The 26,095-nt window shown below is 37.6% G+C and carries 23 protein-coding genes, 1 rRNA gene and 1 pseudogene; 4 read left to right on the top strand and 21 right to left on the bottom strand.

Annotation, left to right across the window (positions count from 1 at the left end; translation table 11 throughout):
- Window positions 1-13 precede the first annotated feature (13 nt).
- The 7 genes and pseudogenes from ectA to JCM12304_RS15930 all read right to left on the bottom strand — a co-directional run bounded on the left by ectA (window position 14) and on the right by JCM12304_RS15930 (window position 6,146).
- Complete coding sequence (ectA, locus tag JCM12304_RS15955; protein ID WP_019379254.1) at window positions 14-526, bottom strand: diaminobutyrate acetyltransferase; 513 nt, start codon at window positions 524-526, stop codon at window positions 14-16.
- Window positions 527-943: 417 nt separating this feature from the next.
- On the bottom strand, window positions 944-1,147 hold the full coding sequence (locus tag JCM12304_RS20165) for a CocE/NonD family hydrolase C-terminal non-catalytic domain-containing protein (RefSeq protein ID WP_256200849.1): 204 nt from the start codon (window positions 1,145-1,147) through the stop codon (window positions 944-946).
- Window positions 1,117-2,613, bottom strand: a complete 1,497-nt coding sequence (locus tag JCM12304_RS15950; protein WP_256200847.1) for a CocE/NonD family hydrolase — start codon at window positions 2,611-2,613, stop codon at window positions 1,117-1,119. The genes JCM12304_RS20165 and JCM12304_RS15950 overlap by 31 nt, the downstream gene beginning before the upstream one ends.
- A gap of 106 nt (window positions 2,614-2,719) precedes the next feature.
- Window positions 2,720-3,381, bottom strand: a pseudogene (locus JCM12304_RS15945) (ABC transporter permease).
- 1 nt (window position 3,382) lies between these two features.
- Complete coding sequence (locus JCM12304_RS15940) at window positions 3,383-4,312, bottom strand: osmoprotectant ABC transporter substrate-binding protein (RefSeq protein WP_019379257.1); 930 nt, start codon at window positions 4,310-4,312, stop codon at window positions 3,383-3,385.
- Window positions 4,313-4,328: 16 nt separating this feature from the next.
- Window positions 4,329-4,973: an ABC transporter permease gene (locus JCM12304_RS15935; RefSeq protein ID WP_019379258.1), complete on the bottom strand. Its 645-nt coding sequence runs from the start codon at window positions 4,971-4,973 to the stop codon at window positions 4,329-4,331.
- 12 nt (window positions 4,974-4,985) lie between these two features.
- Window positions 4,986-6,146, bottom strand: a complete 1,161-nt coding sequence (locus JCM12304_RS15930; protein WP_019379259.1) for a betaine/proline/choline family ABC transporter ATP-binding protein — start codon at window positions 6,144-6,146, stop codon at window positions 4,986-4,988.
- A gap of 232 nt (window positions 6,147-6,378) precedes the next feature.
- On the opposite strand from JCM12304_RS15930, the gene JCM12304_RS15925 reads away from it, so the two are divergent.
- A complete protein-coding gene (locus tag JCM12304_RS15925; RefSeq protein WP_060681535.1) occupies window positions 6,379-6,936 on the top strand; it encodes a GbsR/MarR family transcriptional regulator in 558 nt (185 codons plus the stop codon).
- Window positions 6,937-7,013: 77 nt separating this feature from the next.
- On the opposite strand, the gene JCM12304_RS15920 is transcribed toward JCM12304_RS15925, so the two are convergent.
- The gene (locus JCM12304_RS15920; protein ID WP_060681513.1) at window positions 7,014-8,003 is read right to left on the bottom strand and encodes a hypothetical protein; all 990 of its coding nucleotides are present in this window, start codon (window positions 8,001-8,003) and stop codon (window positions 7,014-7,016) included.
- A 135-nt stretch (window positions 8,004-8,138) separates the two neighbouring features.
- Between JCM12304_RS15920 and dpsA the strand changes: the two genes are divergently transcribed.
- Both dpsA and JCM12304_RS15910 read left to right on the top strand, forming a co-directional pair.
- Entirely contained in the window at window positions 8,139-9,023 is an 885-nt protein-coding gene (gene dpsA, locus JCM12304_RS15915) for a dipicolinate synthase subunit DpsA (protein ID WP_060681511.1), read from the top strand.
- A 52-nt stretch (window positions 9,024-9,075) separates the two neighbouring features.
- A complete protein-coding gene (locus JCM12304_RS15910) occupies window positions 9,076-9,459 on the top strand; it encodes an SLAP domain-containing protein (RefSeq protein ID WP_019379263.1) in 384 nt (127 codons plus the stop codon).
- A gap of 113 nt (window positions 9,460-9,572) precedes the next feature.
- Here JCM12304_RS15910 and JCM12304_RS15905 read toward each other — a convergent pair whose 3' ends face one another.
- The 12 genes from JCM12304_RS15905 to JCM12304_RS15850 all read right to left on the bottom strand — a co-directional run bounded on the left by JCM12304_RS15905 (window position 9,573) and on the right by JCM12304_RS15850 (window position 24,955).
- A complete protein-coding gene (locus tag JCM12304_RS15905) occupies window positions 9,573-10,841 on the bottom strand; it encodes a cytosine deaminase (protein ID WP_060681509.1) in 1,269 nt (422 codons plus the stop codon).
- Window positions 10,838-12,109, bottom strand: coding sequence for a cytosine permease (codB, locus tag JCM12304_RS15900; protein ID WP_060681507.1), 1,272 nt, complete (start codon window positions 12,107-12,109; stop codon window positions 10,838-10,840). Before codB ends, JCM12304_RS15905 begins: the two co-directional genes overlap by 4 nt.
- 316 nt (window positions 12,110-12,425) lie before the next feature.
- On the bottom strand, window positions 12,426-13,859 hold the full coding sequence (locus tag JCM12304_RS15895; protein ID WP_060681505.1) for an MFS transporter: 1,434 nt from the start codon (window positions 13,857-13,859) through the stop codon (window positions 12,426-12,428).
- A gap of 138 nt (window positions 13,860-13,997) precedes the next feature.
- A complete protein-coding gene (locus tag JCM12304_RS15890; RefSeq protein WP_060681503.1) occupies window positions 13,998-15,473 on the bottom strand; it encodes an aldehyde dehydrogenase family protein in 1,476 nt (491 codons plus the stop codon).
- A 30-nt stretch (window positions 15,474-15,503) separates the two neighbouring features.
- Window positions 15,504-16,637, bottom strand: a complete 1,134-nt coding sequence (locus tag JCM12304_RS15885) for an acyl-CoA dehydrogenase family protein (protein WP_060681501.1) — start codon at window positions 16,635-16,637, stop codon at window positions 15,504-15,506.
- 20 nt (window positions 16,638-16,657) lie between these two features.
- Window positions 16,658-17,854 carry an acyl-CoA dehydrogenase family protein gene (locus JCM12304_RS15880; protein ID WP_019379269.1) on the bottom strand — a complete coding sequence of 399 codons (1,197 nt, stop codon included), beginning with the start codon at window positions 17,852-17,854 and terminating at the stop codon, window positions 16,658-16,660.
- A 39-nt stretch (window positions 17,855-17,893) separates the two neighbouring features.
- Window positions 17,894-18,316, bottom strand: a complete 423-nt coding sequence (locus JCM12304_RS15875; protein ID WP_019379270.1) for a Zn-ribbon domain-containing OB-fold protein — start codon at window positions 18,314-18,316, stop codon at window positions 17,894-17,896.
- 12 nt (window positions 18,317-18,328) lie between these two features.
- A complete protein-coding gene (locus JCM12304_RS15870; protein ID WP_060681499.1) occupies window positions 18,329-19,489 on the bottom strand; it encodes a thiolase C-terminal domain-containing protein in 1,161 nt (386 codons plus the stop codon).
- 34 nt (window positions 19,490-19,523) lie between these two features.
- Entirely contained in the window at window positions 19,524-19,955 is a 432-nt protein-coding gene (locus tag JCM12304_RS15865; protein ID WP_060681497.1) for a MaoC/PaaZ C-terminal domain-containing protein, read from the bottom strand.
- Window positions 19,956-19,976: 21 nt separating this feature from the next.
- Window positions 19,977-20,414, bottom strand: a complete 438-nt coding sequence (locus tag JCM12304_RS15860) for a MaoC family dehydratase N-terminal domain-containing protein (RefSeq protein WP_060681495.1) — start codon at window positions 20,412-20,414, stop codon at window positions 19,977-19,979.
- 5 nt (window positions 20,415-20,419) lie between these two features.
- Entirely contained in the window at window positions 20,420-22,594 is a 2,175-nt protein-coding gene (locus tag JCM12304_RS15855) for an acetate--CoA ligase family protein (RefSeq protein ID WP_060681493.1), read from the bottom strand.
- Window positions 22,595-22,921: 327 nt separating this feature from the next.
- Window positions 22,922-24,955 (bottom strand): helix-turn-helix domain-containing protein, encoded by a 2,034-nt coding sequence (locus JCM12304_RS15850; protein ID WP_060681491.1) that lies wholly within the window; start codon window positions 24,953-24,955, stop codon window positions 22,922-22,924.
- A gap of 218 nt (window positions 24,956-25,173) precedes the next feature.
- On the opposite strand from JCM12304_RS15850, the gene JCM12304_RS15845 reads away from it, so the two are divergent.
- A complete protein-coding gene (locus JCM12304_RS15845; protein ID WP_060681489.1) occupies window positions 25,174-25,614 on the top strand; it encodes an Hsp20/alpha crystallin family protein in 441 nt (146 codons plus the stop codon).
- Between the two features lie 351 nt (window positions 25,615-25,965).
- Here JCM12304_RS15845 and rrf read toward each other — a convergent pair.
- Window positions 25,966-26,081: ribosomal RNA gene (rrf, locus tag JCM12304_RS15840) — 5S ribosomal RNA — on the bottom strand.
- Window positions 26,082-26,095 lie beyond the last annotated feature (14 nt).

The raw sequence follows: 26,095 nt of genomic DNA, 5'->3' as shown, positions 1-26,095 counted from the left end.
CATCCTTATCCATTTATTTTTTTTGAAAAGGCCCAATCTTAAATAATAGTTCATCTTCATGACCTTCTTGGGGAAAGTCATCTGCTGAAAAATAATCGTCAATTTCACAATTTGTGTCAAGCTTTTTCGCAAGACCCTTAAATAATTGCTGGGATGGTGTGTTAGATGGTGATACTGTAGCTTCTATATAAGCAACATGTTCACATGCTTCTCTTTGAAGCAATTGAAACAACATTTTTGTCCCCAGTCCTTTTCCACGCTCCGATTCATTTACAGCTACCTGCCAAATAAATAACGTTTTTGGATGATCCGGATGAATAAACCCGGAAATGAATCCCACCGTTCCCTCTTCCCTATCAGCTACAATTGATGTCTCTGAAAAAATTTCACACCACATCAAATAGCTATAAGATGAATTAAGGTCAAGAACACCAGTATCTTTGATTAACTCCCAGACGGCTGCGCCATCATCTTTTGTTGGCTTGCGAAAATGAAAGTCTGTTTTTATATCAGTTGATATTGTCATTTCAGTTATTCCACTATTAATGCTCCCACCTCCTATATTTTGTGAAAATAATGTACTATATAAGCGTACGTGTAAGCATCCTATTCGTCAAAACGGATTAAATACGATATATCGCCATTAAGATTGATTTGGTACGATAAGACAATAATGGTTAACAATGCCTTTAATTAGCTACCAAATAATAAGAAATAGCCGGAATTTTATGTAATTCGACAAAAACTTTAAAAAACGCAAATGCCTTGAAGGAAGGGATAAAGTCGCCCAAACCTTGGACAACACTTGTCTGTCAGCATTGGTCAAGACTCGTGCATCAAACTTATAAAAGCTACATACTTCCATTCTTATCCTTAAAAAAACAAGAGAGCCTACCCTTCCCAGAAGTTCTGACAATCTGGTTAAAGATACGCTCTCCATTTTTTATTTTTCGATAGGAAGAATGATACGCGAAGGAAAATTAACTCCGTGGTATACATTCTCTATCGCAGGCTTACCGACTTTGGAAGTCTTTGATGTGCGCCCATTATTTAAATTAATATCATATAATGGTGCATTGCTTGCAGCAATGTCAACTCGAAGGCTATGTCCCTTCTTTAATAAATAGCTGTATGGCCAATTTCTAATTCTAAGCAGAACGGCTGATCAACTGATTTTACTTTTTCCCGATAATAAGTATCAATAATGTTAAATACTTTTCCATTTGGTTCTACGTCTGAAAGTCTTATAGAAATATCGCATAACGTTGAAGGGCTAGATACCCAGAGAGATGCTTTCACTGTTCCAAGAATATGAATATCCTCCCGTAAGACTGAGCTCGTGTAAACAAGTACGTCTTCTCTATCTTGAATATCTCCAATTTCAAAAACACCGGAACCATTGCCGGCAATTAACACACCACCGCCTCTGGTGGGAACAGGATTATCGGGGTCCAGCAGAAGTTCAGATTTAGTATCCTTCAGCATAGGTTGCTCTACAAGCTCTCCATCCCCTCTTCTCGTTTGTGAAGACCCATTACTTGAAAGAAAAAGCTCATTGGTAGCAGTAACTGGCGGCCATTGACCAAAGGCTGCCCATTTTTCTTGTCCCATTAAATACAGGTGTACAGGCTTATCTACTACCATAGGTTTATCTTTTAACCAGTGATCAAACCATTTTATATGAAGCTCTGTAGGATCTGCTACCTCGTCACAGCCTATTTGTTCAGCTCCACCTTCAAAGTATCGCTCACCGGCATGTCCACTCATGTCCTCATGGGTCCATGGTCCAACCCAAAATTGAGCAGGGCCTTTATATGCCTGATAAGCTGCTATGGTAGGCTCTAATAATGCATCAAACCAGCCTCCAATGAATAGAGCTGGGATTTGTATGGAATGCAATTTATCCAAAAGCTGGGTTCGTTCAATTAATTCTGAACTTACTTTATTATGCATTACATCAAAGAAAAAAGAATTCGGATCCAAATCTTTCATCGGTGGCCATTCATCAGCAGGACGGTAATGTAACCATTCCTGCATAGTAGCTTGGTATTTTTGTACTTTCGTTGAATCAAGCTGTTCACGCTTTTTTAACTGATCTTCGATAATAGAGCCTAACGTCCATGTCTGAAATTTAGCTACACCTTTTGCTGCACTATCGCCATTTAAAATATCTGCCCACGGTTCCGCCATTGTCATTACAGGAGCAATCGCTTTAAGAGATGGTGGATTTTCTACAGCAGCTGCTAATTGAGTATAGCCATGATAGGACATACCAAACAAACCTACTTTTCCATTAGCATATGGTAAATTTGCAGCCCACTCTACGGCTTCGTAACCATCTTTCCCTTCATGAATAAACGGATAAAATTCTCCGTCTGAAGCAAACCTCCCTCTTACATCCTGCAGAATCACAACATATCCTGCCTCTACCATACGTGGTACTTCGAGGTATTCATCATAATACCGCTTTTCTTCTTTATTGTATGGTAATCGCAACATAAGAGTAGGATATTTATTATTATCATTCGGCCGGAATACATCTGACCTAAGCACAGTACCGTCGGAAAGCTCAAATGGTATGTTTTTCTCTACAATAATTTTTTCTATTTTCATTTTCCCTTCCCCCTTTGAATTTATATCAATGTACCCTTTAAGAAGAAAACTAATTAAATATTAAAATTTAGCACTAAGCTTTCACCTAGTGCTAAATTCAATTTGTTTATGCTGTTTTTGGCTTCGACGTTTTAACAGGATGTAATTTGCGTTCAATCCATCCCATTGCAAGGTCCGCAATTATCGCCATGAGAGCTGTTGGGATAGCACCTGCAAGAATAATCGCTGTACCGTCCGTAGCGTTCATTCCTCGTAAGATAATAGCACCTAGCCACCAGCTCCAACGAAAGCACCGACTGCAGCAATTCCAATACCTACAACTAGCGCTGTCCGAAGCCCTGCCATGATAACACTTATAGCTAGAGGTAATTCCACCATCCTTAGCAACTGAAAGCGAGTCATTCCTGATGCGTAACCTGCTTCTACAACTGTTTTATCCACTTCTTTCATACCGACATAGGTGTTCTGCGTAATCGGTAAAATAGAATACAGCATTAACGTAATAATTACCGTATTCGTACCCAGTCCAAAAGCAATCATAATCACAGCTAATGCTCCCAATGCAGGAATGGTTTGAATTATACTTCCAAATGCCAAAACCCAGCTGCTTAATTTCCCATATCTGGCAATAAGAATACCTAAAGGGATTGAAATAACTGCAGCAAATAATACACCATAGGCCGCCATCAAAAAGTGTCGATAGAATTGAAACCAGATATAATCACCGTTTTGGCCAACATAGGTTATAAATTGATTCCATGTTTCCATGTTAGTTTCCTCCCTTCCCAGCAGATTCAAAGTAATTATTCGCTTCTAAAAAATCTTTTGCTACTTGATGTGGATTCATTAATTCTACATCTGCTTTATAGTTCAATTCCTGCATTTTTTCAGTAGAGATTTTACCTGAGAGCTTCTCCGTAATCGTCTTGATTTCTGGGTATTCTTCCAGTAGTTCATTGCTGATGACTGGAGAAGCATCGTATGGAGGGAAGAATTTCTTATCATCTTCTAATACCTTCAAGTCAAACTCTTTTATTCTTCCATCAGATGAGTATGCAAGCACTACGTCCATATGACCACTAGATGCTGCTTGATATACAAGTCCTACGTTCATAGGGAAAACTTCTCCAAAATCGAAGTATGTTTGTTTAAAGCCTTCGTACCCATCTCCCTTACGATTAATCCAGGCATTATCAACACCAAACCGTAAATCGTCGGCAAATGGCTTCAAATCAGAAACGGTATTAATATTATTTTTTTCAGCAAATTCTCTTCTAACCGCAACGGAATAGCTGTTTTCAAACCCGTATGAGTCTGCCCATGTTTCATTAAAACGTTTTTGAAATTCACGTTGTACAATCTCCATAGCTTTTTCAGGGTCTGTAATCGGATCCATTCCTAGCGCACCGGATAAGTCAGTACCTGTATAACGAGTAGAGGTAATATCCAAATCCCCTCTTGTCATCCCTTGGTGCTGTACAATAGAAGACCCAAGATTAGTTACTGGATCCGTATCTAAATCTGTTTCTCTTTCAATCATGATGGAAAGAATCTCCCCAATAATTTCTGATTCTGATGTCCCTAACATTCCAATCTTAACTGTATCTGTTGTAGTACTGGCAAGCCCTGGAAGAGAACAACCGGACACCATGATCAAAACCAGTACCGGAATTACCAGTTTTCCTATTTTTTTCCGCATCGTATCAACTCCCATGTTATGCTGCTTCATATGATTCTTTCATTCCAGTTGGTGTTAATTTTTGTTCAACTATTGCAAGCAAACGATCCGCAAGTAGAGCTAGAATTGTAGCCGGAACCGTACCAGCAATAATTAATACTGGTTGATAGAGATTTAACCCATCAAATATAAAATCTCCTAAACCACCACCGCCGATAAATGCCGCTAAGGTAGCCCAACCAATTAAATAAACAGTTGACAAACGAATTCCTGCCATAATTACAGGAAGCGCTAAAGGCAGCTCCAGCTTCATAATTGATTGCCAATTACTCATCCCCATTCCTTTTCCTGCTTCACGTACACTTGCATTTACACCTTGAATCCCAATATACGTATTTCGCAAAATTGGCAGTAAGGAGTAAAAAAACAGAGCAAGTATGGCTGGTAGCTTACCTACTCCAAGCAAAGGGATAAAGAAAGCTAGAATAGCTAAACTTGGGATGGTCTGTAATATGCCTACAAAGGAGATTAAACGGTCTGCCATTTTGGGGATTCGGGAAAATAAAATTCCCAGTGGTACTGCTACAACTACACCAAGTAATATAGCAACGAAAGAAATGTATAAATGTTCACCTGTTTTTATGAGAAGCTCTGTACCATGATTCGATAAAAATTCATTCATTCTTTCACCCTCCTATTTTGCAATCTCCAAATCTACGTGCTCTTCTACATCAAAACCATCGCCCCAAATTGTATCGTAGACCAGATTTGCTAATGTAGCCCTTGTTACAATCCCGACCAGTTTTTTCTCTTCGTCCACTACAGGCACATACTTGACACCCCTACGTAATATTTTGTGAACGGTATCTCTTAACAGACTGTCTTTTTCTACATAAAGAAATTCTTTTTCCATAACTTCATTAACCAAAGTTGCTTTCTTGTAGTTTAAATTAATAATCTCTATATCAATAAAGCCTACTAATTTTTCCTGTTGATCCAAAACAAGTAATGAATCAACATGTTTGTCACGCATAATGGAAATCGCATTCTTCAAAGATTCATTTTCCTGTACAGTAATCGGTGTACCTTCCATTATTTGACCAACCGTAGTAACATCAGGTCTTCCTTGAATTAACCGCTCTTTACCCAGGAATTCTTCCACAAATTCATTTGCAGGATTACGCAATATTTCCTCAGGAGTATCTGCTTGAACTACTTCGCCATCGCGCATTATTACAACACGATCTGCAAGCTTTAGTGCTTCATCCATATCATGGGTAACAAAAATAATGGTTTTATGTAATTCTTTTTGAAGTTTTTTGAACTCATCCTGCAAAGCATCCCTTGTGATAGGATCAAGTGCACCAAATGGTTCATCCATTAATATTAACGGGGGATTTACAGCTAGTGCGCGGAGTACCCCAATCCGTTGTTGTTGCCCACCACTAAGTTCATGCGGATACTTATCCAGATACTCAGTTGGCAAGCCAACTAATTTAATCAATTCCTTTGCACGTTCATTCTTCTTCTCTTCCGGCCATTTTAATAGAGTACCAACAAGTACAATATTCTCTTTAATTGTCATATGTGGCATTAAGCCAATTTGCTGAATAACATAGCCAATGGAGCGACGGAGCTGTACAGGATCTTGCTGCTTAATATCCTTTCCATCAACTAATATAGTTCCATCCGAGATGTCAATTAATCGGTTGACCATTTTCATCGTAGTTGTCTTTCCACAACCACTCGGACCGATAAAACATACAAACTCACCTTTATTAATCTTTAAGTTTAATTTTTTAACAGCGGTCTTTCCGCCATCATAGACTTTTGTCACATTCTTAAATTCTAACAAAGTCTTCCACCTCCATGTAGATTTTTGTCGATCAATAGAACTATTTCAGTATATAGAATAAAAAACTCATCGTAAACTTTAAAAAATCTGTGTAATTATTATTTTATAAACTTTATATCTTGTATATCTTTGATTTGCTTCTATTTTCTTAGTATTTCGGAGAATTATATTATTAACATTTTCTTTCAAGTCATGCTATGATAATAATGGGAGGGAGTTCATGGATACCTACATAGAAAAAGAAGTACTGGAAGAACTGAAACAAGCCGAAAGTCAGATTTCCGATCGAATTGCTGATAATATGAAAACGTTTGGCGTTTCTTCTACAGTTGGTCGACTTCTCGGCATCATTTACCTTAACCGCACGCCCATGACTTTGGATCAACTAGCAGAGGAAACCGGTATGAGCAAGACTCGGATGAGTCAAGTGATGCGGCAAATGATGTCCTTAAACATAGCTGAAAAGGAATTCGTAAAAGGAAGTCGCAAAGAGTATTACAAGGTTGAAAATGATTATATTCAAACGTTTATTTCCTTGTTCACTACGAATTGGAAAGAGGTAGTTAGTAAAAATTCACAACTTGCAAGACGACTACAGGATAAAATTCTACGTTTAGAAGAAAAACACCAAGATAATTTTTCGCCTGAAGCGGAGAAAAAAATAGCTGATTTAAAAGAAGAATTGGAACAATGGATTAGCTACTATGATTGGATCCGAAGACTTGTTGAATTCTTTGAAAGTGAAGATATACTAAAATACGTGCCTCCAAAAAAAGCCAAGCAACGATAGCTGAAGGTAAAAAAACACACTTACCGATAGTTGTAATACCTATCAGCAAGTGTGTTTTTATTTATGCTCACATCTTTTTATCCGTCAATTACTTCATTAAAAAGCAAGCCATTTTGAAAATCAATTATCTTTAATCTATTTGTCTCTTTAACAAAAATACTCTTAAACTGTTGCTGACCATTTTCATTGGTAATTAACAGCACACGTTTATATGGATTGTTCTCCACAACCTTCATGTTGTCCTCATCTACACCTGTTTGTTCCTCAACTATATCAAATTCAACAAAGTCATCTATTTCTACTGACTCTTCTTCTACAGTTTGGTCTTCTTGTGAATCAGAATCTTCAGCATCCTCTAAGATTCCGTTATACACAAGGCCACCATTAAAATCAATTAATTTTAATCTGTTGGTCTCTTTTATAAATATACTTTTAAATTGATTTTGACCTTTCTCGTTACTACCAATCATCACACGTTTATGGTCATTATCTTCGACAACCTGCCATTGATCATCATCTATATCTGTTTGTTCTTCCACCATATCAAATTCAACAAAGTCATCTACATCTTGATCTTCAGTTGCATTATTTTCTTTATCTTGGTCTTCATTAGCTGTATCATCTTTATCTTCATCGGTATCTGTATGCTCATTCGAATCATTGTCTTTGTTCTGCTCTCCATTAGCCGCAGATTCATCAAGCACCTTATTTACAAGCAAGCCTTTATGAAAGTCAATTAATTTATGACGTGTTGTCTCTTTAACATAAATACTCTTGTACTGAGGTATTCCTTTTTCATCACTGAAGAGGATCACTCGCTTATATGGATTGTCCTCCATCACATTAGCTGTCCACTTTTCTGTATCGATGTGAGCCTGAATACTTTCAAATTCAGCGAATTTACTGATATCCTCAGAAGCAGATAGTTGATAATGCATTGTAGCAAAATCGGTCCCCTTCTGTAAATTTGTTGCGTTTGCTGAGTCGGCATGTACTACATCTCCTCCACTAATTCCGGTGGAGGCAAGCATAAGTGCTCCCATTGATGTTACAATTAATGTTTTCATAAATTTTATCTCTCCTTTTCTATGTGATTAATTACATAATAACCTCATAAAATGAAAAAACAGTGTGAGTAAAATTAGAAAAACGGTAAGAATTTCCTCAGTTAGTTTTAATAATCGAAGAAAGGCGGATGTTCAATGAGTCTACAGAAGAAGTTATTGATCTTGGGTGGGGATGCCAGATATTTAGAAGCAATTCGTTTACTGGCTAATAAAGGTGTTGATATTACTCTTATGGGTTATGATCAACTTCAATTTCAACAAAAGAATGTAAAAATAGTTAATCCCGAATATTTTTCTTATGGCCATTTAGATGGTGTACTACTCCCAGTTGGAGGCACAGACTTAGAAGGTAAAGTAGAAACTACCTACTCAGATAAGACCATTCATCTTACAAAGGAAATATTAATTCAAACTCCAGAGCATTGCAGCGTCTATACAGGAGCTGCCAATAAATACTTGGAAAACTTAACGAATCAAACTAACCGAAAACTTACAAAGATCTTTCAAAACGAAGAGACGGCAATTCGTAATTCTATTCCTACTGCTGAAGGTGCCTTACATGTAGCAATAGAAGAGACGGATACGACTATTCACAATTCGAACGTGATGATTCTTGGTTTTGGAAGAGTGGGCAAGACTCTTGCAAGACTATTCTCTGCTGTAGGAGCAACTGTACATGTAACAGTAAGAAACAAGACAGCAGCTGTAAAGGCATATGAAATGGGTTTACAACATGTATGGATCAGTGATCTTCAAAAAAAGATTAAAGATATTGATATATGCCTAAACACTGTTCCTGCTCCTGTATTGAATAAACAAGTAATTGCAAATCTAAAAAAAGATTGTGTGATTATTGACCTTGCCTCAGCACCAGGAGATACCGACTTTGCCTTTGCAAAAAAACAAAACATAAAAGCTATTCATGCACTTGGGTTACCAGGAAAAACCGCACCGAAAACGGCGGGAAAGATTATCGGAGAGGCAATGTATGAACTATTAGATGATAAAATAAATAGTTAAACGGTTGTTCATGTTACAATAAGGTATCATCTACCTTCAAAGGAGTATATGTATGCAGACATTAATATTTGAAACGGCATGGGATAAAACGATTGCACCACGGGATAGAGAACAAATTGAAGCTCTTTTTAACAAGACAAAGGAGCTATTTAACGACGGAATACATTTTGTACCAATCCGACAAGCGGTGAATCATAGAGGTGATTTATTAATAAGTGTGCTTATCCATAATTTTTCTCAAGAAGATTATTTGTTTGATAAGAAAACCTTGCAATATAAATGGGAAGAGAAGATAATAGCCTCTCATACCTTTACTTTACCATTTCATATAATAAAGCACCATACTAGCATGCCATGGACATTCATTTTTCCCAAAGAGACATGTGTTACCACAAACAATTTCACTAACGGTGAAATAAAGCTTATAAATCCTTAGGAAAAGAATTATTTTATCATCAATAACAAATTAGTAGATGTTCGAACATCACTTTTTATAACAAAAGACCTGAAGGACTTCAAACTTTCCTTCAGGTCTTTCTATATTCAGTATTATTTTGCAAAATCTATCTTTTCTACTTTATCTAACATTACGTTTGTTTCACTAGGTTTTGTCTCAGCAATAATTTCCCCATTTCGTATAGAGTACAACGTGCAAGCTTGTTTACGAATTACTTCATATTCATCCATACCGTCCATTACAATAAGGTTCGCCGGTTTTCCGACCTCCACTCCATATGTTTCTTCCATATGCAGCGTTTTTGCGCTATTTGATGTAATGAGGTCGATGGAATTAACAATTTGTTCATACCCCATTAGTTGGGAAGCATGAATTCCCATATGCAACACCTGCAACATATTCCCTGTCCCCAGTGGATACCACGGGTCAAAAATATCATCATGGCCAAAACAAACATTCATGTCAGCCTCCAATAGTTCCTTAACTCGAGTTAAACCACGACGTTTTGGATATGTATCAAAGCGGCCTTGTAAATGAATATTAACAAGAGGATTTGATACAAAATTAATCTTTGACATCCCTAACAAGCGAAACAGTTTATATGCATATGCGTCATTATACGAACCCATTGCTGTTGTATGGCTCGCTGTCACCCGTGAACCTAAACCACGTTCATAAGCTTCTGTGGCCACCACTTCCACAAAACGAGATTGTTCATCATCTATCTCGTCACAATGGATATCCACGAGCCTATCGTATTTTTCTGCAAGATCAAATGCTACTTTCATAGAATCCACACCATATTCTCTTGTGAATTCAAAATGTGGAATACCTCCGACAACATCTGCTCCCATCCTTAAAGCTTCCTCTACTAGTTCTTTTCCATTCGGGTAAGATAGAATACCTTCTTGGGGGAAAGCAACTATTTGAAGATCAACATAGGACGCCATTTCCTCTTTGACGTCAAGCATTGCAGTTAAAGCAGTCAGATTAGGGTCTGTTACATCAACGTGTGTACGAACATGTTGAATACCTTGAGCAACTTGCCATTGCAATGCTTTTTTTGCCCTTGTTTTAACATCTTCATGTGTTAACGTTTCTTTTCGTTGAGCCCAGCGTTGAATACCTTCAAACAATGTCCCACTCTTGTTCCATTCAGGCTCTCCTGCTGTCAGTGTTGTATCTAAATGAATATGTGGCTCAATAAAAGGAGCGAGCACGAGGGAACCGTTCACATCCAATATCTCTTGATCACTTACATTTTCTTGTTTTGCCGAAGAAATGGATTCTATTTTCCCCTCATGGATAGTAATATCCCACTGACCTTGCTTACCACGTAAAGCTGCATTTTTAATAATCATGTATTACTCACCTTTTCTTTATTAGTTATCATAACTTCTTTTTCACTGAACTGTGCAACAAGTTTGGTTACAGCTACATGTATTACTGCTGAACCTATTAGTGCATTTATCGGCGGAATACCAGGTAGGAAAGTTGCTGCTGCAATACCTGATGCCCAGGCAAGGATTGCTACCCAATTAAAGGACTTAAATTTCATTGTTTTGAAGGCCTGGTAATTCCCTCGATTCAAGATAAAGAAATCAGCAAGAATTATAGCGCCAATTGGCGGCAAAGCAGAACCAAGCAATGTTAGAAAACCAACAAAGTTATTATAAAGACACATAGCAGCAACTGTACCGATCACACCATTAATAACTACAATTTTATGCTTTGGTAGTTTTGTAATATTTGATAGTCCAAGGCCGGAAGCGTATAAAGCATTATCATTGGTAGTCCAGATATTTAAACCTAGCACAATGATTGCTGGTATAATCAAATTTTGCATAAACATTACTTCGGAAATATCTGCCAATCCTGTAGCTATAGAACCAATTGCTCCAAATAGAAACATCAACGTGTTACCAATGAAAAAAGCAATAACAGTAGATATAACTGCAGATCGTTTTCTTCTGGCAAACCGGGTAAAATCAGGAGTAAGTGTACCTGCACTAATAAACGATCCGATACAAATAGTAAGAGCAGCAGCAAGACTGATCGCTTCTGCTGGCTGATAGTCTAATAAACCCTGAATTCCACCAAGACTCTCTGTTGCTTTCCATGCAGAAGTGCTGCCAAGTATAGAAATTAATGGTACCGCAATGAAACTAATAACCGCAAGTGCTTTCATACCAAAGAATGCTGTAAATGTCATTAACATACCAGCTACAGCTATCAATACATAAATATCTATTCCCGTAACTTTTTGTACCGGAACAGCAAACATTGCAGTACCTACTCCGAACCAACCTATTTGTGTAAAAGCCAGCAGAAAGGATGATAAATAAGAACCCTTCTCCCCAAAGGCATATCGTGCTAATAGATGAGTAGATAAGCCTGTCTTAGCCGCCATATATGCAAGAGCTCCCGTATATAGTCCAAGCACAAGATTTCCGACAAGAACTATCCCCATGAATTGGATAAAAGTTAACCCTTGTCCTAGTTCTCCGCCTGACCACATACTAGCAGAAAAAAAGGTTAAACCAAGCATAACAACAAGTGTCTTCCAAAAACCGTTCCGATGTGATTGTGGTACTGCCTCTAATGAAAACTCTGAATCTATTTGCTTCATTTTTTATTCCTCCTGTTTTTCGGTACCAAAACAAGAAGGTAGAGTGTGCAAAAAAACAGGCCCCCTGTCATTTATGACAAGAAGCCTGATTGTGGGAGCAATGGTTGAGAAAAGAAATTAATCATCTGCAATCATTACATTATGCCAAAATAGACATATCCCTACACAATATCCGCTATCCTTGTCAGCCTCACAGGACTGAATTAAAGGTACCATATTTAATTATCTCTAATACTACAGATTACTTTGTGAAAAGTCAACAAAATTTAAACAAGCTTAGTGTAGACATGAAGCAATAAAAAAGATTGATTAAAGATTACCCCGCACTTTCAGTTTCCTCCTGGCCGTTTATAATCATTTTTTCCTGATGATGGATCCCTTGTATTTTGTTTGGTATTAAAGGAATGAAAATCGCAGCAATAATTGATAGGCATATAAAGATCCATGACATATTCGCTAATGCACTTACCTTATTCCCGTTAGCTGCAAATATAGCAAAGGTTACTAGAGCAAAAGAAGCACCCAAACGCTGAGCAATATTTTCTATTACATTATTGGTGAAGGTCACTACATTCATTCTAGTTAAATCAGCTTGTGAAACAATAATCGCCTTTACAACAGGAGTGTTGAAACCCGACCCAATTCCAATTAGACTCATTGAGATAAACAGATAAGAAAAAGATGTTTCAATATTTACCATAGTTAGCATAATTATTCCTATAGCAAAAAGGGTTATTCCACTTCCAAGCATGAGACGTGCTGGATACTTCTTAATAACTCTACCACTAATGAAGGCTGCAAGAGAAGAACCTAAGAAAATAGCCATTTGTAATAATCCTACGGTCGTAGCGGGTTTGGCCTGAACATTTTGCACGAAAAATGTTAAAAGATACATGACACCAGAAAACCCTATAAATAGTAACACCGCTATTAATGTTGGTACCCAAAAACTTTGTTTTCCTACATAATTGATATCCAATAAAGGAGCATGTTGTTTTTTTTCCACAATTATAAGTAAACACAAACCTAAAATAAAAATAATAAAGGAAGGAAGCCATGCGCTTGACATAAAACCATATGCATTAATAAAAGTTGGTACGGTCAAAAGGCCAGTAAGCACAATTAAAACAAGAATAACTCCTCCTATATCAAGTTTCTTTCGTTGACTCACTGCTAATGCTGGAACTCGAAGAAACAAAAGAAAAGCGATACCACCTAAACAAGCAGTCAGTACAAAGCTTGATTCCCATCCCATTGCATCAACAAAGAAACCACTTATTATCGGACCGAACAATGCGCCAATGGTGGAAAAAGCCATAAATGTCCCTAAAGCTTTTCCTCTCTGATCGCCTATCATAAACTTTCCTGCATAAGCCACACCGGCAGGAGCGACTGCTGCTCCGGCAATTCCTTTGCAAAATAAACCGATAACCAATATCCAAAATTCAGGGGAAAAAGAAACCAATAAGGAACCTACAATCATGAATATTGCACCAATAAGTATTACTATCTTCAAACCAAGAGAATCACCCAACCAGCCTAAAAGTGGTTGAAAACCTGTTAATCCTAATGCAAGACCTAATTGCATCCAAACAGCATGACCTGCACCTAACTGAAATTCTGCTAACATATGAGGATAAGCAGGGAGATGCGTAGCCAAACTTAGCATTATAAAAAAGGCGCCCAAACAAATGTAGTAAAATCCTCTATTGATTGACTTATCATCGCTTCCAGACAGTTTTACTTCCATTCAATCTCTCCTCCATATAGGATATTACTCCATAACACTTGCACCTTGTTAAAATCTAATTATTCAGTTAATTAAAGGCATAAAAATCCAAATTTCGATGTGAAAGAGGGAAGCTATTATTACTTCCCTCTTTATTTCCTAATTAAAATCTATTACACACGTCTTCTCCTGCGTATAATCCAAGATCGAATCCGTTCCGTAGCCACTTTCTTTAAAGCCTCCAAAAGGCAGATCGGCTCCAACAATACCGTACGTATTAACCCATACATTACCTGCTTCAATTTTATCGACCATACGATGGGCTCTTGCCAAATCAGTAGTCCATACTCCTGCAGCAAGACCGTAGCTTGTATCATTCGCAATTTCAATTGCTTCTTCCTCCGAATCAAAGGGGACTGCTACTGCTACAGATCCAAAGATTTCTTCTTGACATATACGTAAAGCATTGGAATTCGCCTTAAATAGTGTTGGTTCTACCCAGTATCCACCAGCGTATTCTGTATTTCCTGGCAATAGAGTGCTACCACCACTTCTACCGCCGAAAACAAGCTCTGCTCCTTCTTCTTGCCCAATTTTAATGTAGGAAATAACTTTATTATACTGGGGGAGATTCGCAATTGGACCCATCGTGTTCTCCGTATTTAATGTATTACCAAATTTAATGTACGAATCCTGTATCTTTTCCTTCATCCGTAAAAGAACTTCATCAAATATCGATCTTTCAATAAGGATTCGTGATCCACCCACACATATCTGGCCAGAATTTCTTGTGAAAATACCGTTTATTAAACCATTAACAGCCTTTTCTATATCCGCATCCCGAAAGACAATATTTGGAGATTTGCCTCCCAATTCGAAAATCAAAGATTTAGGTGAACCTGCTGAAGCTTTCGTAATTGCTTCAGCAGTCGCTTTTGAACCGGTCAAACTCACTTTGTTTACTTCTTTATGACTTACTAAAGCATCACCAATATCACTACCAAGTCCGGATATAACGTTTATCACACCAGGTGGGAGAATTTCACTCAGTAATTCACCATATCTTAACGACGCAACAGCCGCATGCTCAGATGGTTTAATGATTACTGTATTACCAGCTGCTAAAGCATAAGCAGTCTTAATTGTAAATGTAAAAAGTGGAGCATTCCATGGTAAAATTCCAAGTACAACACCATATGGCTTGCGTAATGTATATCCAAAGTTATCTCTACCCATTTGTACCGTTTTCCCATGGCTTCCCATATTGGAAGCTGTTCCAGCTGCTTCATACCAAAGCTGCTTCATTACAATATTCAAGTAGTTGTAATCATCACGTACCCAACCATTATTCCGTGTTTCCAGATTCAGAAGTTCCTCTCCATGCTCATCAAGCATATCCCCAATCTGCCTTAGATAATCCCCCCTATCTCTGGCAGGAAGAGATGACCAAGCTGCAAAAGCACCACGGGCCGAAGCTGTTACCCTTTCTACATCCTCTACCTTACTCAGAGGAATCTTCGACCATGGCTTTCCAGTTGCCGGATCAATGCTATCCATCATTTTTCCGCTGGAAACAGGAGAAGGCTTCCCATTAATAATATTGTGGTATTCCTTTAATTCACTGGATGTATGCATGGTTTGCCACCTTTCAATAAATGTATTGTATTACCATCCTAACCCGGAAGCAATTTGTTCATTATAATAATTCACGGAGCCCAGATAGCTCTCATAGTAACGCGCTCTTTTAAGAAAGAGATGACAATCTATTTCTTCAGAGAAGCCAATGCCTCCATGAATTTGAATATTATGTGAAGCTACCTCGATAAATGCATTAGTAGCGAATGAACGTGCGCTGTAAATCGTTGCCTCTCGCTCCTGTTCCTCACTTTCAAGTGCCCAATTTGCATAATAGCTTAATGAACGTGCAGTCTCCAATTCTAATTTCATATCTACAATTCGATGCTTAATCGCTTGAAAGCGACCAATTGGTTGTCCAAACTGTTCTCGAATTTTAGCATATTCGGTAGCCATATCAACTACTTTTTCCATTCCACCAACCATCATGGAGCTAAGGGCAGCATTTAGATATAACAGGCCATCCTCAAGAATAGTCCATCCTTGCCCCTCCTCCCCCAGCAGGCGTTCGTTTGGTATTTTGATCTCATCAAACGATAGTTCAACAAGATGTTTTGACTCATCAATACACTTCTGTAGTTGAAGCTGCGCACCATCCTGATGATCAACAAATACAAAAGATAGTCCTGTTTGACCATCTCCCTCATCTGTTCTCACTAAGAGTAGATACGTGTCAGCCAGATCTCCATCAGGTACAAGTGTTTTTGTGCCGGTAAGTACCAGGTCATCTCCTTCTTTTCCTGCAAAACACTGTATTCCATAAGGAGAAAAATCTCTTTTCGGCTCAATTACTCCGAGTGTTATGCTCCTCGTTCCAGCTGCAATTTCTGGCAGGTACTTTTCTTTTTGAGCTTTTGTACCGTACTTTTTAATAAGTGGCACAGCAAACCCCATAGTTTCAAGGTAACAACCAGGTAATAGCGCTCTTCCCATTTCCTCAAATACGGGCACGAGGTCCAACGTGCCAAGTTCCAAACCACCATACACCTCTGGTATATTAATGCCAGTAGCTCCAAGTTCTGACAACCCTTGCAGTGTGGCCTTTAACTCATTCGTTTTACCTTTGCTATATTCTCTAGCAAGTTTTGTCTGTCCAGCATCGTCCAAATACTTCCGTAAATAACCACGAAACATCTCTTGTTCTTCACTTAATGCAAAATCCATTGAATACCACCTCTATTCTTTTAACGTCCAAGATCTTTTGGTAAGCCTAGCAATCTTTCTCCAATAGTGTTTCGTTGAACTTCACTTGTTCCGCCACCAATTGTTTGACCAAATGATGCAAGGAAATTTTCCTGCCAACGAGTATCAATTAGAGCATCTTCCTTCCATAAAACCCCTTGGTGTCCTTGAATACTCATTGCAAAAGCTGCCATTTCTTTTGTCAGTTCACTTACTACAAGTTTATCGATAGAACTTTCTGCTCCAGGATGCCCTTGTTTAAGTGTAATAGTTAGATTTCGATAATAATTCAATAGCGAACCACGTACGCGTGCATATAACCCGGCCATTTTTTGTCTTATAAAAGAATCCTTTAGAAGAGGTTGCCCATTGACTTCATGTTCCTTTGCCATTTCTACCAAATCGTTAAAGCGCTTCTCTAAAGTAAATAATTCTGCTCCAATGCCGGTGCGTTCATGAAGCATTAATGCAATCATTACCCGCCAACCTTTATCAACCTCACCTACAATATCTGCATCAGATGCTATAGCATCTGTTAAATAAACTTCATTAAATTCCTGCTTCCCATCCATTTGAATAATGGGTTTGGTTTCCACTCCAGGCTGATGCATATCGAGGAGAAAAGCTGTAATTCCCCGATGCTTTTTCTCCCGGTCGTAACTCGTACGCGCGAGGAGAAAACATTTATCTGCAAACTGCCCAAAACTGGTCCACACTTTTTGTCCATTAATAATCCATTTATCGCCTTCTTTAACAGCATTAGTTTGGATTGCAGCTAAGTCTGAACCAGCATTTGGCTCTGAATACCCCTGACACCAAACTTCTTCTCCTGTAAGTATTTTTTGAATGTGTTTCTCCTTTTGCTCCTCTGTACCTGACTGAATTAGTGTTGGTCCAACCATATGAATTCCAATGTAATTTATTAGGGGTGGGGCATCGATACGAACCATTTCCTGATGGTAAATGATTTCCTCCATAAGCGTTGCATCTCTTCCACCATATTCCTTCGGCCAAGCAATAGCTGCCCAACCTCCTTCATATAACTTTCTTTGCCAATCTCTGAGGAATTGGGAATACGCCTCTTTTTCTTTCGGTAATTCCTTGTTTCCATCCAGCCAGCCTGGCGGAAGATTTTCTTCAAGCCAGGAACGTAATTCAAGACGAAAAGCTTCTTCATTTTTTGTAATAGTGAAATCCATACGCTCACATCCCATCATCTAATATTACTAGTCTAGCAATCACACTTCTTGTGGAACCCATTGTGGTAGGGCTCTATCTTCTGTGATATCATCCCAAATCATTTTAACCGGCATACCAATTTGTACATTTTCTGGATTACATCTTAACAAATTACACATCAATTTTATTTCTGGTATCTGTTTTAATTCAGCCTGTGCAATAATGAGTGGCAAATCATCTTGAAATCCCGGTAAAAAAGGCCGGTAAGATATAATATAAGAGTAGATTGTTGCTTCTATATTATTCCCCAATGATTCCCAAGTAAGATTTGTACTCCCGCAATGTACACAGCTCGGTCCTGGAGGATGTGCATATTTCCCGCAGTCATTACATTTTTGCAAAGCTAATTCGTGTTGATCTGCCATATCCCAATAATGCTGATTGTCTTGCGTTTTAAGCGGAATTGGTTTTTGACCATTCATGAATATCTCCTCCTAATTTCTCAAAATCATTGCTCCAGCTATATCAGGACCACTCCAACCAGTACAAATACCGATCTCACAGTCCTTTACTTGGCGTTCTGCCCCTTTGTATTCATGGCGTAGTTGTCTTACGATTTCCAAAACATTGTTCATTCCATGTGTATACCCTTCAGATAACATACCGCCAGCTGTATTTGTTGGCAATTTACCATCCATCCTTAAATTACCGTCTGCTACAAATTCACCTACTTCACCTTTTGGAGCAAGTCCATATGCTTCAAGCTGACGCAATACTACCCAGCTAAAGCAATCATAGATAGAAGCAACTTGCATATCCTCTGGTTTTACTCCAGCGGATTGAAATAAGTTTTCACCAACGTAGTCAGAAGCAACTTGGTTTAAATCAGCCCAATAATGCGCATTGGGATGACACTGTCTTGCTTCCATTCCCATAATGTATACAGGTTTAGATTTGCAATCGTTTGCTCTTTCTGCTGAAGTAACAATGATGGCATTCGCTTCATCAAGCTCCACACAGGAATCATGGATATTAAATGGATAACTAATATCAGGAGTTTCTAAATACTTCTCCATCGTAAGAGGTTTACCATGTAAAAAAGCCTTTGGATTCCGTTGAGCATGTTCATAAAAGCTTAGACATACATGGCCCAAATGTTCTTTTGTAATACCGGTCTCATACATATGGCGCGTAGCAAACATCCCAAACCATTGTGAAGGGCTTGCTGAACCATATGGTATAATATAACTTCCTCCTGGGAGTGCAGATTGCAGCATATCAGGATCATATCCACGCCCTACACGCTGACCTGAACTTCCATTCATGGACCGAAAAATTAAAACTGTGTTGAGCATTCTTGCTTCGATTAAACCAATCGCATCTCCAATTAGCATTTCCGTGCTACTTCCGCCGCCTTGGATATCCTTTACATATTTAGGGCGCACACCTAGATAAGTTGCTAATTGATGCGACGTACATGAATCATTTTCGTTATAATTCATAAACCCATCTATATCCTTGGCTTCTAAACCTGCATCATTCAATGCTGCACGTGCTGCGTCCAATGCCATGTGTAAGGGGGTCGTACCTGAATTTCTGGAACGTTCACTTTCCCCAACTCCCACAATCGCATACCGATCTTTTATTTTTCCCACCTTGTATTACCTCCTTTATGTCTTGCTTACATAATTATAGTTGTCTTAAATGAGCGATCCCGGTACCTACTGTCTCACCATTTGCCTTTTCTGCTTTTAATGCCAATTCAACACAATGAGTATCCTCTTCTTTATAAATCTTGGTAACCGTAGAAGAACAGGTTATTTGATCACCTGGTCTGGTAACACTCCCAAAGCGCATTCGAAATCGAAAAATCTCTGCACTGGTACCAGCAATCGACATGACATATTCCCCCAAAAAACCCATTATTAGCATGCCGTGTGCTATAGCGCCATCCATACCAACTTTTTTTGCAAATTCATCGTCAGTATGCAGCGGATTGAAATCACCAGAGGCTCCTGCATATTTAACAAGCTGGACTTTTGTGACCGGCGGCTTAGTTAAAGATTTAAGTTGTTGTCCCTCTTTTAAAGACGTAAAATCAAGCGATGTAGTTGTTGCCATAACGTACCCTCCATTAGAAAGCTATATTTTCCTATAAATAATATTCATTCTACTAATTGCTACTAGTTCACCCTGTGGATCTTTCATTTCTGTATCTAAGATAAGAAACTGCATACTACCACTCTTGCCTTCTCTCTCATACAAGTCACTAACCTTCATTTGGCACTGAAGAGAATCACCTGGACGGACCGATTTATAATATATAAACTCCTGTTCTCCATGCAGCATTCTTTTAGTGTCAAGCTCTAGTGGCAAATCCCCCCCGTTAGCACCAGCAGCAATCAAGAAAGTCGGTGGAGCAATTACGCTTTGATATGGTGTTTTCTCTGCGTATTCTTGATTAATATATAGAGGATTATTATCTCCTATCGCTTCTGCAAATCTTTTTATATGTCCTTTTTCTACTTCAAAAGTAAACGACTCACCAGTCATACCAATTATGCTATTATCTAGCTCCATACAATTCACCCTCCTGCAATGGTAGTTTTACTTTGTCGTTCATGAACAACAAGCATGGCATCTGCTGCCACAACCCCTTTTTCGTATACAATTAAAGGATTTATATCCAATTCCTTTATTTCTTCTCCATAATCTGAAACAAGCGCTGAAACCTTCAACAGAATTTCAACTATCCCCTCTATATCAACTGGTGCTCTTCCTCGTATTCCTTTCAAAATAACTGAGCTCTTAAGCTCTTCAATCATGTCCATAGCGTCTTGCCTCGTTAAAGGGGAAACACGGAAAGAAACATCTTTGAATACTTCTACGAAAACACCACCAAGACCAAGCATAATCACAGGACCAAAATAAGTGTCATTTGTTACACCGACAATAATCTCAACGCCATCACGTAGCATTTCTTGAACAGCAACACCATTAATTTTGGCATTCGGTTTATACCATTTTGCATTCTTATTAATCTCACTAAAAGCATCCCTAACCTCTTGTTCATTTCTCACATTTAACCGAATTGCATTGGCATCTGATTTATGTGGAATATCAGGAGAATCTATTTTCAAAACAACTGGAAAACCAATTTGTTTTGCATGCTGCACAGCCTCATCTGCAGTTATTGCTAAACTTCTCTTTACAGTTGGAATTCCATACGCATCAAGAATATTACTTGCCTCAGATTCACTTAATGTGGCACCGGGATTCAAGACATCCTTCACATTTGCTTTGTTAATAACTCTGTCTTCTTTTGGCAGTTCTTTTTTCTGCATATGCTGAAGATATTTCTCACTGTAATCCGCAAGCTTTGAAAGTGCTCTGATGGGATTTAAATTCCCTGGAATGAAAGGGATTCCATTTTTAGTTAGCGCGTTAGCCCCCTTAGGTACAGACATTCCTTCCAAAGGAAAAGTTGTTACAAATATTAACTTGTCTGTACTTTTGCATATCTCGATAAATTTCTGAAGAGATGGGTGATTCTCATCCCATTCCATGGGAAATTCTGAAAAGAAGATGATATCAGTATCCGCATCTTCTACTAACGCCTGTAAAGGTGCGAGAAAAAGCTCTGGGTGTGTAATTGCAGCGGCTGCAGTTAAATCAATTGGGTTTGTCGCACTGGCGAAAGGAGGAATAACCTTTTGTATTTTCTGTTTAGTATCTTGACTTAAACTGTGGACATTGAGTCCATAACGTTCACAACGATCTGCTTCGTTAATTCCCCTACCCCCAGAGCTTGTTATAATTGCGGTATTTTTACCTTTTGGTAATCTTCCAGATAAAAATAGTTTTGAAAAAGAGATAATGTCATCATAGTCTTCCGCTCTAACAATTCCTGTTTGCTTAAAAAAATCATCATATATTTGATCTGAGCCAGCTAATGAACCAGTATGAGATGCGGCTGCCCTACTACCAGCTAAGCTTCTCCCTGACTTCATAATAATAATTGGTTTATTTCTTTCGAGCGCTTGTTCTGCAAGAAGTCTTAGTTTTTGAGGATTCTTTTCACCTTCTAAGTATCCGGAAATAATACTTGTTTGGTCATCATGGAGCATATATTCAATTACATCGGAAAATTGCGTATTGACCTCATTTCCTACACTGACAAAATAATTAAATGTTAAACCATTTTGAGCAGCAGCTATATAAGTCAATACACCGAAAGCACCACTCTGAGTTATAAAACCCACCTCTCTTTGTTCGTTAACAGGTACATGGGTAAGTCCAGGAGAAAAAGTGCCCATCAAACCATTCATCGTATTTACAATTCCTACACAATTTGGGCCAATAATTCGCACACCATGTTTTTTTGCAATTTTATTCAATTGCTCCTGTTCTTTTTGACCATCTTCCCCAATCTCGGAGAATCCAGAAGCAAAAATCACAGCGGCTTTCACATTGTTTATACCGCATTCTTCCAAGCATTTCTTCACTTTGTCAGCGCTTACACAAAAGAGCACTAAATCAACCTGTTTAGGAGTATCGGCTAAATTTGGATAACATGGTAAGCCCTCGATCATTTCTGAATTTGGATTAATAGGATAAATTTCTCCATTAAATCCATTATTGAGCAATGCCTTTACCTGTAAGTAGCCAAGTTTATTTTTGTTTTCCGATGCACCGAGTACAGCTACTGTTCTCGGGTTAAATAAAGGTTCAAGCGATAGATAATTTTCCTTACCTCTCAATTTGACTCACCCCACTCATTTAACTACGTTAGATTAACTTGTAGCTTATGAGTATTATAGGAGATTAGATTCTTTAATTTTAATATTTTTTCTATTTTAAAATTATTTAATTGTTAGAAAGTAAAGTTTGTAAATGTATTCATTATTCCCTTGCTATACTGACCTTTGGAAAAATAAATATTTTTTTGCGTTCAATGTAACCCCAACTTTGGTGCAAGTTAACTACGACTAACATGCAACTAAACATAAATTCAGGTATGTTTGTAAATAAAACTAAAATTAACGAAATAAAAAAACCATGCAAGGGCGCATGGAGAGTGTTAATAATTATATACTATTTTCGTGCAATTGAACCCATTTCTCAATACGGGTCCCTACTCTAGCGGAAGGTATCTTGATTCCTCTTTCAATATTGCTTAAATAAGATGTGGATATTTCAATTTCTTCAGCTGCTTGAATAAGAGTAAGTCCCAATCTATTTCTGTAATACTTTATTCTTGCTCCTAAGGAATTATTAACTTTATTTGCATTTGCTGAAGCCTTAAATTTATTTTTCCCTTTTCTCTCTATTGAACTATATTGATCTCTAATAGACAAAGGGGGTTTAATTACTACTGTAGAATATTCCCATATTCGTGCCCATCCCTTCATACTGGCAATATCCTCATCCCATTTCTCATATTGCCACGAAGTGATTACACCATCTTCTAATAATCGGTCAAAAGCTTTCTCAAGTCTCTCCCTAGTACGAGATGGAGCACGTTTATTAATATGGATACCAAGAACCTCAAGTAAGGTATTTATTTTATGTGGCTGCATATACGCACCACTTCTAGCTTGTGTTCTCCATCTCCAGCTCAAATATCGAATAAGCTTTTTCTCCCATTTTTCCTGATATGGGTGATATTGTAAAGTATGTAAAGGTAGTATTGCTGTCTGTCTTCCTGATCCGATAAGAAATTTACTTAACACCTCACCAAGAGAAAAATAACAGGGTTTATTAAACGAATGCTTACTAATATCTATCTCTTTCTGGTTTTCATCCTGAAATAGGTAAACTCTTCCTTGTAATGACGCTTGCACCGACTTACCTTTCTCGTATAAGGTTACGTTTTCAATTTCAGCCCATAAATTCTGCATTATAGAAAGCGCTTGCAAAATCTGGTTTCGTTGTTTTACTTCAAAACCACCTCTTCTACCCTTTCCTCCCAATTTTGCTTTAACTCCACGCATTATGAGTAAATCCTTCATATAAAATTCTACTATATCTTTATGATGCTTAGATTTTGCAAGAAATATGCTGCACAATGCATCATACACATCTACATCTACTTCAGATAGTCTTTTAACCTGGTTCCAAGAAGACTTGATTATCTCTTCTTCTTTAGCTCTATTATTTTGTAGTTGTGCTGGTTTAATTTGGATTGTTCCTTTCATTGTACCTTTATTTAATAATGAAGTTGGCCAGTCTACTTTGTCTGTTCGCTTGAAGGTACAATTAGATAAGGACTCACGGATAGATTGATATACTGGATTGCTCATAACTTGTAAATTACCATCTTGCAGCACTGTCATTGTAATATCTTTAGGTTTTTCGTGAACAACTGGTTTTTCTAATTGAAGAAGTTCCTCTATTCGATGCAAAGGCATTTTATCCAGGTGCAATTCAGAGATTATTTTAGTTATCCATTGTTGAACATAGCCATTTACTATTTTTCTAAAATTAGCCATAAATCTAGAATCTCCGGATATATTTTTAGCAATATATTTATTGAATAAACTTTTTATCTCTTCTTCTGACATTTTCTCCAAAGCAATTATTCCAAGGGAGTTTTCCATATCCTGCAAAACCCAATCTGACAGATAAACGTTTAGCCATTCACAAAACTCATCCCAAACTTTATTATCTGCTAAGAAAGTTTGTTCTTTTAACATTACTTCTATTTGCTTTACTAATGAATGAATAAACTGTGTATCTTTAAATTGAGGTTGATTAGTTAATGTGATAGAAGACTTCGCCTTATACCTTTTCAATAAATAAATAATAATTACTTTTGCCATCCTCAAAATAAGTTCATTTCTAGCGTTAATCCTTAATTTCAGAAACAACTTTTTATTTTGTTGATAGGTTTGCTGACAAATAACAAAGGTATCAGAATCAGCGTTACTTTCAAAAATTTCCGTAACTTCCATATCCATGTACACGTCTTTATGGAAGTTTTCATATAAGTTATTCGTAAAGCTATCATCATCATAAACTACTAGCACTTGAAAGGCTTTAATCTTATCAAACCATTTCTCAGATAGATAATTGGAACGATTGGAAGTTGTTACGATACTTTTAAAACTTTTTCGAACCAATAAGAATACCTCCACAACAATTATTTATTTTAGTGTAACATAATACTTTAATGTATTCTATATTTTCAAAAAATAAAAAAGGATGAACAACTAACAATTACTATTCATACATTTAAGTAAAAAATTCGAATATGAATGTGCATTTATTTTTTGAGCCCACTAATATTCTCTAGTTAATGCATACCTTACTATTAATATGAGGAAAGGATGATGTCTGAATGGACAATAACCAAAATAAGCGAACACAAAGATCACAGCCATTTACTGATTTGATGAGTCGCATGGATGGATTTTTCAGTGAGGCCTTTAGAGATTTTAATACTCTATGGAACAATAAAGCAATCCCCATTGAGACTAAAGAAACGCAATCTTCAATAATAATTCATGCAATGTTACCTGGATATACCCGAGAACAAATAGAGTTGGAAATTATGGGAAGACAAATTAGAATAGGTGTAAATAGCTCTAATTACGTAGAAAAGAAAGATGACGAACAAAAATACTTTCATAAGCAGGAAGCTTATAGAAAGAATGAACGTATTATCACTTTACCATTTCCAATATCAAAAAAAGACACGACTGCCTCCTATAGAAATGGTGTGTTAACCATAAACATTCCAAAAAATAATGCAGATCGAACTTTTCTTTCTATCTCGTAAAAAGGAGAGGAGAAGAAGTCTTGAAGTGAGAAATACAGCTTAAACTCCATCCATTCTGGAATAACAGATAAAAAAGCATTGCGATACGCTATGTATCACAATGCTGAATTGCCTATTTGTCCATTAGAGAAGAGCTATTGGACAGTTCTTTGCGTTTGGATGGAGGGTTTGTTCATTAGAGATGAGCTATATAGCACAATTCATAATGACTGTCTCAAGTTTTATCTCTAATCAATATTTACGGACCCGAAACCTTCAAAAATAAACTGGCGCGGTATGACAATTCCTCCTAGAAATCATCCATATAAAAAAGCATTGCGATACGCTACGTATCACAATGCTTTTTAAATTGCCTAGCGGCGTCCTACTCTTGCAGGGACAAAGTCCCAACTACCATCGGCGCTGGAGAGCTTAACTTCTGTGTTCGGCATGGGAACAGGTGTGACCTCTCCGCTATTGCTACTAGACCACTTTTTAGCGA

This window comes from Virgibacillus halodenitrificans JCM 12304 (assembly GCF_001310895.1).
Lineage (GTDB): Bacteria > Bacillota > Bacilli > Bacillales > Amphibacillaceae > Virgibacillus_Q > Virgibacillus_Q halodenitrificans.
This window is presented reverse-complemented; position numbering and strand designations above follow the sequence as displayed.